The organism is Burkholderia metallica (genome assembly GCF_902832845.1).
Lineage (GTDB): Bacteria > Pseudomonadota > Gammaproteobacteria > Burkholderiales > Burkholderiaceae > Burkholderia > Burkholderia metallica.
This window is the reverse complement of record NZ_CADFDB010000009.1, coordinates 129028-146340: the sequence shown is the minus strand read 5'-3', so window position 1 is coordinate 146340 and position 17313 is coordinate 129028. Positions and strand designations below refer to the sequence as shown.

Here is a 17313-nt window from a genome sequence, read left to right as displayed (position 1 = left end):
GCGAGGAACGAACGCATGAGTGCTCCATTTGAACTGACCGGCGACCTGATGGACCTGGCCAGCTATCCGGGCTGGCTGCGCGACGTGGTTGGCGCGACCGACGAGCTGAAGGCGCGCATCCTCGCGCATCCGGTGTTCGCGGCGATGAGCGCGGGGACCTTGCGCGCAGCGCAGTTGCGCGCGTTCTTCGTGACCGGCTGGGCGGTGGTCAGCCAGTTTCCCGAGTACATGGCGATGAACCTGGTGAAGACCGCCGCGTACCGGTCGCGCGGCGACGAGAAGGCGCGGCGCTATCTGATCCGCAATATCCGCGTCGAGCAGAATCACGTCGATCACTGGGCGAACTGGGCCGAGGCGTCCGGCGTGGCGATCGACACGATGCTGCGCGGCGACGCGCCGCCGGACGGATTCGCGCTGAGCCACTGGTGCTGGACGAGCGCGAGCGCGGGCGCGCTCGCGCCGAGCATCGCCGCGACCAATTACGCGATAGAAGGCGTGACGGGCGAGTGGAGTGCGCTGCTGTGCGCGTCGCGCTACGAAGCGCGGTTCGAGCCGGCCGTGCGGCATCGCGCGATGCGCTGGCTCAAGCTGCATGCCGACTACGACGACCGGCATCCGTGGGAGGCGCTCGACATCGTCGCGACGCTGCTCGGCCGGTCGCCGGCAGCCCGCGACGTGCGGGACGTCGAGACGTCGATCCGCAAGAGCCTGAGCTATTTCATGACGAGTCTCGATTGCTGCATGCGTGGGTAGGCGGCGGCTTCGTGCGATCGCGGGTTCGGGCCGGCTGCCCCGGGCGTTGTGCCGGATGGCGGCACGGCGTGACGTCGCGATGCGCTGTCGGGGCCGCCGTGCTGGATGATTTTTCATGGCCATGCAGGTTCTTGTCGTAGAGTCCGATCCGCGCGCGCGCGACATGATTCGCGCGTTTCTGCGCGACTGCCGGATCGACACGTCGGTGCTCGACGACGTGTCGATGCTGTTGCCGCACGTGCGCGCGGCGCCGCCGACCGTGATCGTGCTGCGGGTCGAGCGGCCCGCCACGGCGGTCCACATGGCGCTCGGCGCGCTGCGGCGCGCCGGTCACGACATGCCGGTGATCGTGATCAGCCGCGGCGCGCACGTGGTCGACAAGGTCGTCGCGCTCGAGATCGGCGCGGACGACTACGTGGTGGAGCCGTTCGAGCCGATGGAACTGGTCGCGCGGGTGCGCAGCGCGATGCGCCGTTATGCGCCGACGTGGTTGCTGCCGCCGCGCGAGCCGGGTTTCCCCGCGCCCTATGCGTTCGGCGACATCAGCGTGAATTTCACGACCCGGCGCGCGACCCGCGCGGGCGCCGACCTCGGGTTGCGCGCGAGCGAATTCGCGCTGCTCGAACTGTTCATCTCGCGGCCGATGCGCGTGCTGTCGCGCGCGGAAATCCTCGCGCTGCTGGGGCTCGATGCGACGGGGCGTTCGGAGCGCGGGCTCGACGTGCTGATCTTCCGGCTGCGCAACCTGATCGAGCGGGCGGTCGGCGACTATCGCTACATCCGCACCGTGCGCGGCAAGGGCTACATGTTCGTTCCGCTCGATACGCCGGCGAACGTAGACGACGCGTCGCCGCCCGCGTGAGCGGCGCGTGACGCGAGCGCGCCGCACATCGGCTCTTGCGTAATGCGCGCCGGCACTGCCCGGCGTCGATCGTCCCGATCCACCGCCGGGTTATTCGCCATTGTCGTTTTAGAACGACCGTGCTAAATTTCTCGCCAGCATTTGCAGTCACCGACCCAACCATCCGGTTCCGGCAACCGGAGCGAACGGGTGCGCCGGCGCGCACCCGACAGGAGACAGACGTGATGAAGCCTGAATCGATCGAGCGCATGCGGATCGACCGGCGCGCGCAGCGCAACGACCCTGCGCGGTGCGCGCCGGCCACACGGAGGGCTTCACGATGAGCCTGCTGATGTCGCGACGCGATCTCGCGTTCCTGCTGTACGACTGGCTCGACGCCGGTGCGCTCGCCGCGCTGCCGCGCTATGCGGAGCACAGCCGCGAGACGTTCGACGCGGTGCTCGACACCAGCGAGCGGATCGCGGCCGAGCTGTTCGCGCCGCATGCGGCGCGCGGCGATCGCGAGGAGCCTCACTTCGACGGCGAGCGCGTGACGCTGATTCCCGAAGTCGCGCCGGCCGTGCGCGCGTTCGCGGACGCCGGCCTGATCGCGGCGGGCCAGGACGAAGCGCTCGGCGGGATGCAACTGCCGAAGCTCGTCGAGGCCGCATCGTTCCTGTTCTTCCAGGCCGCGAACATCGCGACCGCCGCGTACCCGTTCCTGACCGTCGCGAACGCGAACCTGCTGATCGCGCACGGCAGCCCCGCGCAGATCGACGCGTTCGCGCGTCCCGAGCTGGAAGGGCGCTTCTTCGGCACGATGTGCCTGTCCGAGCCGCAGGCCGGCTCGTCGCTGTCCGACATCGTCACGCGCGCGGACTTCGAATGCGCATCGCCGCTCGGCCCGCGCTACCGGCTCACCGGCAACAAGATGTGGATTTCCGGCGGCGAGCACGAGCTGGCGGAGAACATCGTCCATCTCGTGCTCGCGAAGATTCCCGACGAACACGGCCGGCTGCTGCCCGGCACGCGCGGCATCTCGCTGTTCGTCGTGCCCAAGTACCTGCCGGCCGCCGACGGCGCCGCGCGCGGCGAACGCAACGACGTCGCGCTCGCCGGGCTGAACCACAAGATGGGCAATCGCGGCACGACCAACTGCCTGCTGAACTTCGGCGAAGGCACGCGTCACCGCCCGGAAGGGCGGGCCGGCGCGATCGGCTATCTGGTCGGCGAGCCGAATCACGGGCTCGCTTACATGTTCCACATGATGAACGAGGCGCGCATCGGTGTCGGCGCGGGCGCGGTGGCGCTCGGCTATACCGGCTACCTGCACGCGCTCGACTATGCGCGCAACCGGCCGCAGGGGCGTCCGCTCGGGCCGGCAGGCAAGGACGCGGCCGCGCCGCAGGCGCCGATCGTCGCGCATCCGGACGTGCGGCGCATGCTGCTCGCGCAGAAGGCGTACGTCGAGGGCGGGCTCGCGCTGATCCTGTACTGCGCGCGGCTCGTCGACGAAGCGCGCGCGCACGTCGACGCCGACGCGCGCGCCGAGGCCGCGCAGCTGCTCGACATCCTGACGCCGATCGCGAAAAGCTGGCCGTCGCAGTGGTGCGTCGCGGCCAACGATCTCGCGATCCAGGTGCACGGCGGCTACGGCTACACGCGCGACTATCCGGTCGAGCGGCTCTATCGCGACAATCGTCTGAACCCGATCCACGAAGGCACGCACGGCATCCAGGCGCTCGACCTGCTGGGCCGCAAGGTCGCGCAGGACGACGGCGCGCTGCTGCGCACGCTCGATGCGCGCATCGCCGCGACGCTCGAGCGCGCGCGCCCGGCCGGCGGCGACCTGTGCACCCACGCCGATGCGCTGGCGCGGCGCTGGGCGCGGCTCGTCGACGTCACGCGCGCGCTGGCCGCGCTCGGCGATCCACAGGTGCGGCTTGCGAACGCGAGCGTCTATCTGGAGGCGTTCGGCCATCTCGTCGTCGCGTGGCTGTGGCTCGACGTGACGCTGGCCGCGCACGGGCACGACGGCGATTTCCACGACGGCAAGCGTGCCGCCGCGCGTTACTTCTTTCGTTGGGAGCTGCCGAAGGTGGATGCGCAGCTCGATCTGCTGGCGAGCGTCGACACGACGACGCTCGACATGTGCGACGCTTGGTTTTGAGCATCGCGGTGCACGGATAAGGGTGTCGCGATGCCGGTGCGGCGCACCGGTATCGCGCACCGCTCGCGCGGGCGCGTCCCGCTGCCGTATCGATGCGCGCCGATGGCGCGCAAGGAGAGAAGAGCACATGAAAGCCTTGTTGTGTACCGCATTCGGTCCGATCGACCGCTTGCGCATCGAGGAAGTCGCGGCGCCCGAACCGGCCGCGGGCCAGGTGCGGATTCGCGTGAAGGCGGCGTCGCTGAACTTCCCCGATGCGCTGATCGTGCAGGGGCTGTATCAGGTGAAGCCGGCGCTGCCGTTCTCGCCCGGCGCGGAGTTCGCCGGCGTGATCGACGCGGTGGGCGACGGCGTGAGCGCGTGGCGGCCCGGCGACCAGGTGGTCGCGTTCACCGGGCACGGCGGGTTCGCCGAGCAATGCGTGGCCGACGTGCATCAGATCGCCGCGTTGCCGCCGGGCATGACGTTCGAGCAGGGCGCGGCGCTCGTGCTCGCGTACGGCACGTCGCTGCACGCATTGCAGCAGCGTGCGCGTCTGCAGGCGGGCGAGACGCTGCTGGTGCTGGGCGCGGCCGGCGGCGTCGGGCTCGCGGCGATCGAGATCGCGAAGGCGCTCGGTGCGCGCGTGATCGCCGCGGCATCGAGCGCGGACAAGCTTGCGCTGTGCCGCGAAGCGGGCGCCGACGAGACGATCGACTATGCGACCGAGGACCTGCGCCGCCGCGTGGACGAATTGACCGGCGGCCGCGGCGCGGACGTCGTCTACGATCCGGTGGGCGGTGCGTACACCGAAGCGGCGCTGCGCGCGACCGCATGGCGCGGCCGGTTCCTGGTGGTCGGTTTCGCGGCCGGCGAGATTCCGAAGATCGCGCTGAATCTCGCGCTGCTCAAGGAGCGCGACATTCTCGGCGTGTTCTGGGGCGACGCGGTGCGCCGCGATCCGAAACAGCACGTCGCGAACATGCGGCTGCTCGCCGAATGGTTCGCGGCCGGCAAGGTGCGACCGGCGATCACCGAGCGCGTGCCGCTCGGCGGTGCGGCCGATGCGATCGCGCGGATGGCGAACCGGCAGGTGAAGGGCAAGGTGGTGATCGTACTGGACGCGTGAGCGGCGTTGCGCGCGCGGCGCGCCGATCGAAGCTGGCCGGCTGGGGTTCGGCGCGCGGGGGCGGGTTACGCGATCTGCCGCAGCAGGGCCGCCACACGCTGCCCGAGCGCGCGATGCTGATCGGCCGCAAAGTGAACGCCATCGATCGGGCTGACTTCGATGACCGTGCCGGCATCGAGGAAATGCGCGCCGGCGTTCGCCGCGACCTGTGCGTACAGCGGCGCAAGCTGCCGCGATTTCGCGGCGCCGCCCACGAAAATATCGCCGAGGAAGCCGACTTCGACGATCGGCGCAGGCGCCATCAGTACGCGCTGCGGCGCCGCGCCGTGCGGGCCGGCACCGTACGCGGCGATTTCGGCAAGCAGCACGCCGACCGACGTCGCGATGTCGGCGGGCGTGACCGAGAAGCGTGACTTCAGATCGTTCGTCCCGAGCATCAGCACGACGACGTCGACGGGCAGGTGGCTTTCGATGCACGCGCGCAGATACGACAAGCCGTTCTTGTGCCGGCCTTCGATCGGATCGTCATGCACGGTCGTGCGTGCGGGCAAACCTTCTTCAATGACCCGCCAGCCGGAGCCAAGCGCGTGCGCGAGCACGCCGGTCCAGCGCTTGTCATGGGCGAACCGCTCCAGACCGCCCGCACGCGTCATCGGGCGCGTGCCGTGCGTGTTCGAATCGCCGTAGCAGAGCACGGTTTTCTGCGTCATCGTCATCTCCTCCGTCAGTCGCTCAGTCGCTCAGTCTTTCGGCAAGCGCAGCACGTCGAGCGCGTGCTGTGAAAACTCGACCCAGAACCGCTCGTTCGCGATGCCGGCCTGCAGCACCAGATGCTGCAGGCGCTTCGCGCGCGAATCCGCTTCTTCCGGAAAATCGCGCGCCTCGATCCGCAGGTACAAGTCGAGTTTCTCCTGGTGCAGCGCGATGCGCCGCCTGATTTCGTTCTCGAGGCCGGCCGGCCCGAGCACCGCCTCCGCACGCAGGCGCACCATCAGCGCTTCGCGCAGCGGCGTCGGATCGTCCTGTTCGGCGATCCAGCGCCGCAACTCCTTCTTGCCGGCCGGCAGGATCCGGTATGCGCGCTTGCGGCCGCGCCCCGATTCGGCCGGCAGCGATTCGATCCAGCCCGTTTCTTCGAGACGGCCCAGCTCGCGATAGATCTGCTGGTGCGTCGCCTGCCAGAAATAGCCGATCGAACGATCGAAGCGATCGGCGAGTTCGGAGCCTGAACCGGGGCGTTCGGCGAGGGCGGTGAGAAGGGCATGGGGCAGGGACATGTCGGATCGGAGGAGGCCGCTGAATGAACCGCATCTTGCCATATCGGGGCCCGGGTGCAAGGCGACGGTCACGTTTGTGCAACATGTTGCATAAACGAAAGTGGCGGACTATCATTCGTGCAACTTGTTGCATAAAAATGGAGTCCCCGATGACATCGCGCTATCCGCATCTGACGACCCCGCTCGAGCTCGGCTTCACGTCGCTCAGGAACCGTGTGCTGATGGGGTCGATGCACGTGGGCCTCGAGGAAGCGCCCAACGGTTTCGAGCGGATGGCGGCGTTCTACGCGGAGCGTGCGCGGGGCGAGGCCGGCCTGATCGTCACCGGTGGTTTCGCGCCGAACGAACGCGGCCGCCCGGCGGCGGGCGGCGCGATGCTGACGACCGAAGCAGAAGCCGAACGCCATCGAGTCGTGACGCGCGCAGTGCACGCGCAGGGCGGCAAGATCGCGCTGCAGATCCTGCATTTCGGGCGTTATGCGTATCACCCGGCGCTCGCCGCGCCGAGCGCGCTGAAGGCGCCGATCAACCCGTTCATGCCGCACGCATTGAGCCGCGATGAAGTCGACGAGACGATCGCCGATTTCGTGCGATGCGCGGCGCTCGCGCAGCATGCGGGCTACGACGGCGTCGAGATCATGGGATCGGAGGGCTACCTGATCAACGAATTCATCGCCGCGCGCACGAACCATCGCGACGACGAATGGGGCGGTGCGTACGAGAACCGCATCCGCTTCGCGGTCGACATCGTGCGGCGCGTGCGCGAGCGGGTCGGTGCGAACTTCATCGTGATCTACCGGCTGTCGATGCTCGATCTCGTCGAAGGCGGCTCGACGCTCGACGAGGTGATCCGGCTCGCGCAGGCGATCGAAGCGGCCGGTGCGACGATCATCAATACCGGCATCGGCTGGCACGAGGCGCGCATCCCGACCATCGCGACCAAGGTGCCGCGTGCCGCGTACGCATGGGTCACGCGGCAGTTGATGGGCAAGGTCGGCATTCCGCTCGTCGCGACCAACCGGATCAATACGCCGGAAGTCGCCGAGCAACTGCTCGCCGACGGCTATTGCGACATGGTGTCGATGGCGCGGCCGTTTCTCGCCGACGCCGAGTTCGTGCGCAAGGCGCGGGAAGGGCGCGCGGACGAGATCAACACGTGCATCGGCTGCAACCAGGCGTGCCTCGACCACACGTTCAGCGGCAGGATCACGTCGTGCCTCGTGAATCCGCGCGCATGCCATGAAACCGAGCTCGTGATTCGCCCCGCGCAGCAGCGCAAGCGGATCGCCGTGGTCGGCGCCGGGCCGGCGGGCCTCGGCTGCGCGGTCACCGCGGCCGAGCGCGGTCACGCGGTGACGTTGTACGAAGCCGGCGCCGAGATCGGCGGCCAGTTCAACCTCGCGAAGAAGGTGCCCGGCAAGGAAGAATTCAACGAGACGCTGCGCTATTTCCGCCGGCAGATCGAGCTGCGCGGCATCGCGCTGCACGTCAATACGCGTGCGACCGCCGAGATGCTGCTGGAGGGCGGATTCGACGAAGTGGTGATCGCAACGGGCATCGTGCCGCGCACGCCGCCGATCGACGGCGTCGGTCATCCGAAGACACTCGGCTATCTCGACGTGCTGCGCGACGACAAGGCCGTCGGCAACCGTGTCGCGATCGTCGGCGCGGGCGGCATCGGCTTCGACGTCGCCGAGTATCTCGCTCATCGCGAACGCGGCGAACAGGGCGACGCGGGCCGGTTCTTCGCCGAGTGGGGTGTCGACCCGTCGTACGCGAACGCCGGCGGCTTGCGCGATGCGCGGCCCGAGCCGGCGGCGCGCGAGATTCATCTGTTGCAGCGCAAGGCGTCGAAGGTCGGCGACGGGCTCGGCAAGACCACCGGCTGGATTCACCGCACGGCGCTGAAGGCGCGCGGCGTCGGGATGTCGTCGGCGGTGACCTACGCGCGCATCGACGACGACGGTTTCCACGTGACGATCGACGGCGTCGGGCAGACGCTGCCGGTGGACAACGTCGTGATCTGCGCGGGACAGGAGCCGTTGCGTGTACTCGCGGACCAACTGGAGGCCGCCGGACGCACGGTTCATGTGATCGGCGGCGCGTACGAAGCCGTTGAGCTCGATGCGAAGCGTGCGATTCACCAGGGCACGACGCTGGCCGCGACCCTGTGAGACCGATCCGATTCTTTTCCGCCCGACGTGACAGGAGTTTTCGATGACGAACCCGCCCATGCAACTTTCACCGGCTGTCGCGCAATCGCTCGACACGTGGCACGCGATGGTCGAACGCAAGGATTTCAGCGCGCTGGACTCGATCGTCCATCCGGACGCGGTGTTCCGTTCGCCGATGGCGTTCAAGCCGTACGGGCCGGCGCCCGCGCTGCTGATGGCGCTGCGCACGGTGATCACGATCCTCGACGATTTCGTCTATGACCGCCAGTTCGCGACCGACGACGGCAGGAGCGTGGTGCTGGAATTCAGCGCGGTCGTCGGCGACAAGGCGCTGAAGGGGATCGACATGATCCGATTCGACGACGAAGGGCGGATCGTCGAATTCGAGGTCATGATCCGGCCGTTCAATGCGCTGCAGGCGCTCGGCGCGGAAATGGGCGCGCGGCTCGGGCAGCAGTTGCCGGCGTTCAAGGCCGGCGGCTGAGCGCAGGGCCGCTCGGCGCGGCCAGAACAACCTGACAAAATCCTGACGAACCAGGTTGATATTTTGTATCATCTGACGTTTTGCGTCGCCGGCTGCCCGGGTGTCCGGGTTCGACTGCGAGCGACGACGCCTGACGAAGATCGATACGACGTGACGAATACCAGACTCAAACCGGCGCGCGGGGAGCGGCATGCTGCCGCGTCGCGCCGGGCCGCCCGCGCGTGGCGCGCGCGCGGCTGCTCGACCCTGCTGGGGTGCGCGATGGCGACCTCCGGCGCATTGGCCGCCGAGGCGAGCGCGCCGGCACCGGACGAGCGGCATGCGCTGCCGGCGATCAACGTCAGCGCGCGAAGCGCGCCTGCCGACCCGCTGACGCAACCGCTCGAAACGGGGTCGCGGCTCGGGCTCGCGAGCCTCGACACGCCCGCGAGCGTCGAGACGGTCACGGCCGACACGATCGACGCGCGCGGCGATCGCACGGTGCTCGACGCGGTCACGCGCACGGCCGGCTTCGCGAGCGCGACGGCGCCCGGCAACGGCGGCACCGCATTGAGCGTGCGCGGCTTCAGCGGCCAGGAATCGGTGATGACGCTGCTCGACGGTGTGCGGCTGATGCCGGCCGCCGGCACGATCACGTACCCGTTCGATACGTGGTCGGTCGAGCGCATCGACGTGCTGCGCGGCCCGGCGTCGGTGCTGTACGGCGAGGGGGCGATCGGCGGCGTCGTGAACGTCGTGCCGAAGCGCCCGCAGCGCACGCGCGAGACGACGCTGCAGTTCGGCGTCGGCCCCGACGGCGCGAAGCGTGCCGCGTTCGATACGACGGGCGCGCTCGGTCCGCAACTGTCGTACCGCTTCCATGCGAGCGATGCACGGGCGAACGGTCTCGCGGAGCGGGCCGACACGCATACGACGGCCGTCGGCGGCGCGCTGACATTCGACGTGAGCCCGACGTTTGCGCTGACGCTCGACTTCGACTACGGCCGCCAGATGCCGGCGACGTACTATGGTGTGCCGGCGCCGAACGGCGTGCTCGATCCGTCGCTGCGCAAGCTCAACTACAACGTCGCCGATGCGACGATTGCCTACTACGACCAGTGGACGCGCCTGTCGGCCCGCTACCGGCCCGCGGCCGGCGTGACGATCGACAATCAGCTCTACTATCTGACGTCGAATCGCCACTGGCGCAATGCCGAATCGTATGGGCTCGATGCCGCGACGGGCCTCGTCACGCGCGGCGACTATCTCGACATCGGCCACCATCAGCGGCAGATCGGCGACCGGCTGAGCGCACGCGTCGACGGTACGCTGTTCGGCCGCGCGAACCGCTTCGTCGTCGGCACGGAATTCAGCCAGATCACGTTCAGCGGCACCAACAATTCGCCGTATGGCGGCGAATCGACGGTGCCCGCGCACGGCTTCGCTCCCGGGGTGTTCACGAGCCCGGACCCGACCGTGCCGCAGTTCAGTACGCGGGCGCGGCAGGCCGCGGTGTTCGCCGAGAACCGGCTCGAAGTGCTGCCGCGGCTCGCATGGGTGAGCGGGCTGCGCTACGACCATATCGCGTTCAGCCGCGAGCAGGCGGCAAGCGGCGCGGGCTTCGACAAGCGTTTCGCAAACGTCGGCTGGCGCACCGGCTTCGTGTACGAAGTCGCGCCGACGCTCAGCGCGTATGCGCAGTACACGACGGGCGCGGAAGGGCTCGGCTCGCTCGTGACGCTGTCCGCGTCGCAGGCGAACTATCGGCTCGCGACCGGCGAGCAATGGGAGGCCGGGCTCAAGCAGACGCTGCTCGACGGCCGCGCATACTGGACGTTCGCCGTGTACGACATCACGAAGCGCAACCTGCTCAGCGCCGATCCGTTCAATCCGGCGCTACGCCAGCAGGTCGGGCGGCAATCGTCGCGCGGGATCGAGCTGACCGGCGGCGCACGGTTGCCGCACGGCTGGACGATCGATGCGAACGTCGCGCTGCTGCGTGCGCGCTACGACGCGTTCAACCAGACGACCGGCGGCACGACGGTGTCGCGGGCCGGCAACGTGCCGTCGAACGTGCCGCAGCAGAGCGCGAACCTGTGGCTCGGCTGGGCATTCGCCGAGCGCTGGCACGCGAACGCGGGCGTGCGCTACGTCGGGGCGACCTACGGCGACGATGCGAACCGCGTGCAGGTGCCGTCGTATACGGTGTTCGATGCGTCGCTGCGCTGGCGGCCGACGTCGCGCACCGAGCTTGCGCTGTACCTGCGCAACCTCGCGAACCGCACGTACGCGGTGACGACGTCGAACGGCGGCGAGCAATGGCTGCTCGGTCCGTCGCGCTCGGCGGAGCTCGTCGCGACGATGCGCTTCTGATGCGGCGCGACGTGCATTCCGTCACCCACATGCTCGACATCGAGCGCGTGAGCTGGTCGCCTGGCGGCGCGGTCGTCGTGCTCGATTCGGTGACGCTGACGGTGGCCGAAGGCGAGTTCGTCGGGCTGGTCGGCCCGAACGGCAGCGGCAAGACGAGCCTGCTGCGCTGCGTGTTCCGTTACGCGCGGCCCGCCGCGGGTCGCGTTGCACTCGACGCGCAGGACGTGTGGCGCATGCGGCCGCGCGCGGTCGCACAGCGCATCGCGGTGCTGCAGCAGGAGACGCCGGACGATTTCGGGCTGACGGTCGATGAACTGGTCGGCATGGGCCGCACGCCGCACAAGGGGCCGTTCGATGCGGAGTCGGCCGACGATCGCCGGATCGTCGAATCGGCCCTGCACGACGTCTGCCTCGTCGAGCGCCGCGCGCAACGTTTCGCGTCGCTGTCGGGCGGCGAGAAGCAGCGCGCGCTGCTGGCCCGCGCACTTGCTCAGCAGCCCGAACTGCTGCTGCTCGACGAACCGACCAACCATCTCGACCTGCGTCACCAGCTCGAACTGCTCGCGCGCGTGCGCCGCCTCGGCATCGCGACGCTCGCGACGATTCACGACCTCAACCTCGCGGCCGCGTATTGCGACCGGCTCCATGTGCTTGCGCACGGGCGGGTCGTCGCGTCGGGCGCGCCGGCCGACGTGCTGACCGAAACGCTGCTGCGCGACGTGTTCGGCGTCGCCGCGCTCGTCGATCGTCATCCCGTCACGGGCCGCCCGCGCATCACGCCGCTTCATCCGGAATGAACGCCATGCCGCTTGCTTTTTCGTCCACCGTGTTGCCGTCCGCTTTGTCGTCCGCTTTTTCGACCACCCTGTGTCGGCTCGTTGCCGCGATCGTGCTCGGCTTGACGGCGGTTCACGCGGGCGCCTATCCCGTCACCGTGCGCAGTTGCGATCGCGACGTGACGTTCGAGCGCGCGCCGACGCGTGCGGTGAGCAACGACGTGAACCTGACCGAGATGATGCTCGTGCTCGGCCTGAAGGACCGGCTCGTCGGCTATACGGGCATCGGCGGCTGGAAGACGGGCACCGCGCGCGTGCGCGACGCATTGCGCGGCGTGCCCGAACTGGCGAGCCAGTATCCGTCGCTCGAGGTGCTGGCGGCCGCGCGCGCCGACTTCTATCTCGCGGGCTGGAACTACGGGATGCATGTCGGCGGCGCGGTGACGCCCGCGACGCTTGCGCCGTTCGGCATCCGTACCTACGAGCTGACCGAATCGTGTTCGCACGTGATGAAACAGTCGGCCGCGTCGTTCGACGACGTGTTTCGCGACCTGACCAATCTCGGCCGGATCTTCGGTGTCGACGCGCGCGCCGCGCAGGTCGTCGCCGCGATGCGCGCGCGGCTCGCGGCCGTATCGCGCGCGATCGGGCATCCGGCACCGCTGCGCGTGTTCGTGTACGACAGCGGCACCGACAAGCCGATGACGGCCGGCGGGCTCGCGATGCCGAGCGCGCTGCTGGCGGCGGCCGGCGCGCGCAACGTGATGGACGACCTGCCGCGCAGCTGGACGCAGGTGAGCTGGGAAAGCGTGGTCGCGCGCGATCCGCAGGTGATCGTGATCGTCGACTATTCGGCGGTGACGGCCGCGCAGAAGCGGCAGTTCCTGCTGAGCCAACCGGCGCTCGCGCGCGTGGCCGCGATCCGCGACCGGCGCTTCGTCGTGATTCCGTACGATGCGGCGACGCCGGGCCCGGAAAACGTCGCGGCCGTCGAAACGCTCGCGCGCGCGCTGTATCCGGCCGCGTTCGCCGGGCCGGCGCGATGAGCGCGCCCGTGCGGGTCTCGCGGCCCGGCATGCGCGTGGTGCTGCCGGCGCTCGCGCTGCTGCTGGTCGTGTCGATCGTCGCGTCGGCCGCATTCGGCCCGGCGCCGATCGCGATGCCGGCCGCGGTGCGGATCGTCGCCGCGCACGTCGCGTCGGCGTTCGGCGGTGCCGACGCGATCGTGGCGGCGGGCGACGACAGCATCGTCTGGCTGATCCGGATGCCGCGCGCGCTGCTCGCGGCGATCGTCGGCGCGACGCTGGCCGCGGTCGGCGTCGCGCTGCAGGCAGCGACCGCGAACCGCCTGGCCGATCCGCACCTGCTCGGTGTGAGCGCGGGCGCGATGCTCGGCGCCGTCGCGGTTACCGTGATGGCCGGCGCGGCCTTTGGCCCGTTCACGCTGTCGGCCGCGGCGTTCGCGGGCGCGCTCGCGGCGACCGCGTGCGTCGTCGCGCTCGCTTACCGGCGCGGCCGGCTCGAATCGGACCGGCTGCTGCTCGCGGGCGTTTCGGTGTCGTTCATGATGGCCGCGTTCGGCAACCTGCTGCTGTATCTCGGCGATCAGCGCGCCGCGTCGTCGGTGCTGTTCTGGATGCTCGGCGGCGTCGGGCTCGCGCGCTGGGATCTGCTGCCGGTGCCGGCCGTGTGCGCGGTGCTTGCCGGCAGCGCGTTGTACGCGCGCCGTCGCGAACTGAATGCGCTGATGTCGGGCGACGTCGCCGCGGCGTCGCTCGGCGTGCCGAGCGCGCGGATGCGGCGCGAGGTGTTCGTCGTCGCGTCGTTCGCGACGGGCGCGATGGTCGCGGTCAGCGGCGCGATCGGCTTCGTCGGGCTCGTCACGCCGCATCTGTGCCGTCGCGCGGTGGGCGCCGAGCACGGCCGGCTGCTGCCGGTGGCCGCGCTGACGGGCGCGATCCTGCTCGTGTGGGCGGACGTGGCCGCCCGCACGCTCGCGGCGCCGGAAGATCTGCCGATCGGGATCGTGACCGCGATGTTCGGCAGCCTGTTCTTCGTCGCGCTGCTGCGCCGTCGCTGAGCGGCCGCGATGCACGCGCCGGCGGGCCGGCGCACGGGGGAGGGCGGCCGGTGCGCCGGCCGCGCGCGTTATTGCCGCGGGACGGCCATGCCGGTGCTGCCGCCGAACGTGCCGGCATGCGCGGCGGCTTCCGGCAGGTCGAACAGATTGTCCGGCAGCGTTCGCACAGGCAGCGTGATCACGAAGCGTGCGCCGCCGAGCGGCGAATCCTCGAGCCGCACGTCGCCGCCGTGCACCAGCGCGACACGCCGCACGATCGCGAGTCCGAGCCCGAAGCCGCCAGTCTGCCGGTCGCGGCTGGAGTCGAGCCGCTGGAACGGTTCGAACACGCGGGCGCGTTCGGCGGCCGGGATGCCGGGGCCGTCGTCGTCGACGCTCAGCACGAGTGCGCCGGACGGGTCGCTCGCGGCGGCGAGCAAGACCTTGCGCGACGCGTAGCGCGCGCCGTTGCGGATCAGGTTCAGCAACGCGCGGGCAACCAGCTTCGGGTCGCATACGTGGGTGGACGGTGCGCCGTGTGCCGACACGTCGAGCGTGATGCCGCGATCGACGATGTCGTTTGTGACGTTGCCGGCGACGCTGTCGATCAGCGCGTCGACGTCGACGTCCATCGGTGCGAGTTCGCTCGCCCCCTGTTCGAGCCGGCCGATCGTCAGCAGCTCGGTGACGAGTTCGTCGAGTTCGCGCACGTCGCGCCGCAGCGCGTCGCGGCGCTCGCGCATGCGCCCCGTCTCGTCGGGTTCGGCCAGCAGCGCGAGCCCGAATTCGAGTCGCGCGAGCGGCGTTTTCAGTTCATGCGAGATGCCGTGCATCATTTCGCGCTGCTGCTTGATCGACGCCTCGATGCGCGCGGCCATGTCGTTGAACTGCTGCGACAGCTCGTAGATGTTCGACTTGCCGGACAGCTTCACGCGGGTCGACAGCGTGCCGGCGCCGAATGCGCGTGCGGCTTCCTGCAGCCTGCGCAGGTCGCGCCAGTGATAGTGCACCCACAGCACCACCGCGAGCAGCGTGCTGAGCGCGAGCAGCATGTACGCATAGATCTTGATGTCGAGGCTGAAGGCTTCGATCGGCCGCGCGTGCAGCACCGAACCATCCGCGATCGGCATGTAGTAATCCTTGCCGTCGTAGCTGATCGCGATCAGGCCGGCGTCGAGATCGCGCAACGGCCCGCCGCTCAACTGCGCGCGGGCAGCGGCCATCGACATGAAGTCGAACCTTTCGTTGCCGTGTTTCGCGAGTTCGCGCAGCGCGAGCTTGCGCTGTTCGCCCGGATGACGTTCGAGGTAGTCGTTGAGCACGAATGCGTAGGTGGTCAACGAATCGCGTTCCGCCTGCGCGCTGCGGTCGTAGAAGATCCGGTCGAACGACAGCTGGATGAACACGATCGACGCGGCAACGAACAGGATCACGACGAGGTACAGCCTGATCAACGGGCGCAGCATTTATTCGTCCCACGCGGAAGGGCTGAACAGGTAGCCGCGACCCCAGATCGTCTTGATCTTGTGCGGCTCCGACGACGCATCCTCGAAGCGGCGGCGCAGCTTCGAGATGCCGGAATCGACCGAGCGGTCGAGCCCGTCGAACTCGATCCCGCGCAACTGCTTCAGGATGTCGTCGCGGCTCAGCACGGTGCCGGCCGCGCGCGCGAGGATCAGCAGCAGGTTGAATTCGGCGGTCTTCAGGTCGACCGGCTCGCCGCGCCACGTGACGGTGCGGTTGGGCGGCGAGATCGTCAGCTCGCCGAACACGAGCGCATCGGGCGCGGCTGCGCGCGCTTCCGCGGCGGCCGGCTGCGCACGGCGCAGCAGCGCGCGGGCGCGGGCGACCAGCACGCGCGGCTCGATCGGCTTCGTCACGTAGTCGTCGGCGCCCGTCTCGAGGCCCGCGACCTGGTCGTACACGTCTGCGCGCGCGGTCAGGATCAGCACCGGGACGTTGGTGAACGCGCGGATGCGCCGGCAGACTTCCATCCCGTCGAGATTCGGCAGCATCAGGTCGAGTATCACGAGGGCCGGCTGGTGCTCGCGCACCGCCGCGACGGCGAGGTCGCCGCGCCGCACGACCGTCACCGCGAATTCATAGCCGTCGAGGTATTCGCGGACGAGCTGCGCCAGGCGGTCGTCGTCCTCGATCAGCAGGACGCGGTATTTGAGCGGATCTTCGTTCATGGTCTCCTCAGGATGCACGCGCGATCTCGCGCACGGGCGAGCCGGTGTGCGGCGCGGCACGCGAATTCTATCCGGCGCACCGTGGGCCGGGGGCGCGGTACGACAATCTCGAACAATCGAACACAATTGCGCACAGATTCTCCGTAGATTCAGGACAGTCTCCGCGGAGAGCGGCACCTAGACTGCGGGCTCCGTCACTCTTATCTCGATATTGTGCGCCCGATACTCCGCCGCTACCGCTATTGCATGCCGCTCGCCGGCCTGACCCTCGCCGCCGCCGCCCATGCGGAAAACCAGTATTCGCTGTCGCTCGGCGGCGGGTTCGCCCCGCGCTACCAGGGCAGCAACCAGTATCGCGGCGTCGTTGCGCCGTCGTTTTCCGCCACGTTCGGCAATGGCTTCTTCATTGACGGCACGCAGGGCGCCGGCTACCGGCTGGACCTGCCGCACGGTGCGTTCGTGTCGGCGGCGGTGAGCTACGACGCGGGCCGCGCGGACGAGAACCGCTTCGACCTGCCGGGCTCCGACCACCTGAAGGGGATGGGCCGGATTCCGGGCTCGGTGCTCGTCGGCTTGCGTGCGGGCGTGGCGTTGCTGGACGGCGGCGAACTGACCGTCACGGTCGACACGCCGGTCACGCATACGTCGCGCGGCCTGTCCGGGCATGTCGACCTCGCGGTGCCGATATTCAAGGCCGCGCGGCACACGATCGTCGTGACGGGCAGCGTGCACGCCGGCACGGGCCGCTACATGCAGACGTTCTACGGCGTGACCGATGCGCAGTCGGCGACGAGCGGGTTCCGGCCGTATTCGACGAGCGGCGGAGTCGACAGCGCGACGCTGTCGCTCGCATGGAACTGGGATCTGTCGCAGCACTGGTCGGCGCACGCGACCGGCGGCATGACGCGGCTGCTGGGGCGCTATGGTGACAGCCCGATCGTCCAGACACGCAGCAACTACTACGGCATCGCGGGCGTGACGTACAAGTTCTGAATGGATCGCCGGCGCGTGCAGGGCGCACGCGCTGCGTCGGCGTCGCGCCGTCGACGCGAATCGGTGCGGTAACATGCGCTCGGGTTCGGCGTCAGGCCGGCCCTGCGATGCCGGTGCGCCGACGCGGGTCGGCC

At 69.4% G+C, this 17313-nt stretch carries 15 protein-coding genes; 11 read left to right on the top strand and 4 right to left on the bottom strand.

Annotated elements, in window-relative coordinates:
* Positions 1 to 15 precede the first annotated feature (15 nt).
* The 4 genes from HWX08_RS24080 to HWX08_RS24065 all read left to right on the top strand — a co-directional run bounded on the left by HWX08_RS24080 (position 16) and on the right by HWX08_RS24065 (position 4872).
* A complete protein-coding gene (locus HWX08_RS24080; RefSeq protein ID WP_069256347.1) occupies positions 16 to 753 on the top strand; it encodes an iron-containing redox enzyme family protein in 738 nt (245 codons plus the stop codon).
* A gap of 115 nt (positions 754 to 868) precedes the next feature.
* A complete protein-coding gene (locus HWX08_RS24075) occupies positions 869 to 1615 on the top strand; it encodes a response regulator transcription factor (RefSeq protein WP_174922282.1) in 747 nt (248 codons plus the stop codon).
* 319 nt (positions 1616 to 1934) lie between these two features.
* On the top strand, positions 1935 to 3764 hold the full coding sequence (locus tag HWX08_RS24070; protein WP_174922283.1) for an acyl-CoA dehydrogenase: 1830 nt from the start codon (positions 1935 to 1937) through the stop codon (positions 3762 to 3764).
* Positions 3765 to 3891: 127 nt separating this feature from the next.
* On the top strand, positions 3892 to 4872 hold the full coding sequence (locus HWX08_RS24065) for an NADPH:quinone oxidoreductase family protein (protein WP_174922284.1): 981 nt from the start codon (positions 3892 to 3894) through the stop codon (positions 4870 to 4872).
* 65 nt (positions 4873 to 4937) lie between these two features.
* On the opposite strand, the gene HWX08_RS24060 is transcribed toward HWX08_RS24065, so the two are convergent.
* Positions 4938 to 5582, bottom strand: a complete 645-nt coding sequence (locus HWX08_RS24060; protein WP_174922285.1) for an SGNH/GDSL hydrolase family protein — start codon at positions 5580 to 5582, stop codon at positions 4938 to 4940.
* Between the two features lie 30 nt (positions 5583 to 5612).
* Positions 5613 to 6149, bottom strand: a complete 537-nt coding sequence (locus HWX08_RS24055; protein ID WP_069256350.1) for a PadR family transcriptional regulator — start codon at positions 6147 to 6149, stop codon at positions 5613 to 5615.
* Between the two features lie 149 nt (positions 6150 to 6298).
* On the opposite strand from HWX08_RS24055, the gene HWX08_RS34630 reads away from it, so the two are divergent.
* The 6 genes from HWX08_RS34630 (at position 6299) to HWX08_RS24025 (ending at position 14015) form a co-directional block, all read left to right on the top strand.
* Complete coding sequence (locus HWX08_RS34630) at positions 6299 to 8323, top strand: oxidoreductase (protein WP_174922286.1); 2025 nt, start codon at positions 6299 to 6301, stop codon at positions 8321 to 8323.
* A gap of 43 nt (positions 8324 to 8366) precedes the next feature.
* Positions 8367 to 8807 carry a nuclear transport factor 2 family protein gene (locus HWX08_RS24045; protein ID WP_069256352.1) on the top strand — a complete coding sequence of 147 codons (441 nt, stop codon included), beginning with the start codon at positions 8367 to 8369 and terminating at the stop codon, positions 8805 to 8807.
* A 261-nt stretch (positions 8808 to 9068) separates the two neighbouring features.
* On the top strand, positions 9069 to 11159 hold the full coding sequence (locus tag HWX08_RS24040; RefSeq protein ID WP_174922301.1) for a TonB-dependent receptor: 2091 nt from the start codon (positions 9069 to 9071) through the stop codon (positions 11157 to 11159).
* Entirely contained in the window at positions 11159 to 11956 is a 798-nt protein-coding gene (locus tag HWX08_RS24035) for an ABC transporter ATP-binding protein (RefSeq protein ID WP_174922302.1), read from the top strand. The genes HWX08_RS24040 and HWX08_RS24035 overlap by 1 nt, the downstream gene beginning before the upstream one ends.
* 5 nt (positions 11957 to 11961) lie before the next feature.
* Positions 11962 to 12981 carry an ABC transporter substrate-binding protein gene (locus tag HWX08_RS24030; RefSeq protein ID WP_418219850.1) on the top strand — a complete coding sequence of 340 codons (1020 nt, stop codon included), beginning with the start codon at positions 11962 to 11964 and terminating at the stop codon, positions 12979 to 12981.
* Positions 12978 to 14015 (top strand): FecCD family ABC transporter permease, encoded by a 1038-nt coding sequence (locus HWX08_RS24025; RefSeq protein ID WP_069256355.1) that lies wholly within the window; start codon positions 12978 to 12980, stop codon positions 14013 to 14015. Before HWX08_RS24030 ends, HWX08_RS24025 begins: the two co-directional genes overlap by 4 nt.
* A gap of 68 nt (positions 14016 to 14083) precedes the next feature.
* Here HWX08_RS24025 and HWX08_RS24020 read toward each other — a convergent pair whose 3' ends face one another.
* Both HWX08_RS24020 and HWX08_RS24015 read right to left on the bottom strand, forming a co-directional pair.
* Positions 14084 to 15460, bottom strand: a complete 1377-nt coding sequence (locus HWX08_RS24020; RefSeq protein WP_174922287.1) for an ATP-binding protein — start codon at positions 15458 to 15460, stop codon at positions 14084 to 14086.
* Positions 15461 to 16186, bottom strand: a complete 726-nt coding sequence (locus HWX08_RS24015) for a response regulator (protein WP_069256357.1) — start codon at positions 16184 to 16186, stop codon at positions 15461 to 15463.
* Positions 16187 to 16432: 246 nt separating this feature from the next.
* On the opposite strand from HWX08_RS24015, the gene HWX08_RS24010 reads away from it, so the two are divergent.
* Positions 16433 to 17179, top strand: coding sequence for a MipA/OmpV family protein (locus HWX08_RS24010; RefSeq protein ID WP_069256358.1), 747 nt, complete (start codon positions 16433 to 16435; stop codon positions 17177 to 17179).
* Positions 17180 to 17313 lie beyond the last annotated feature (134 nt).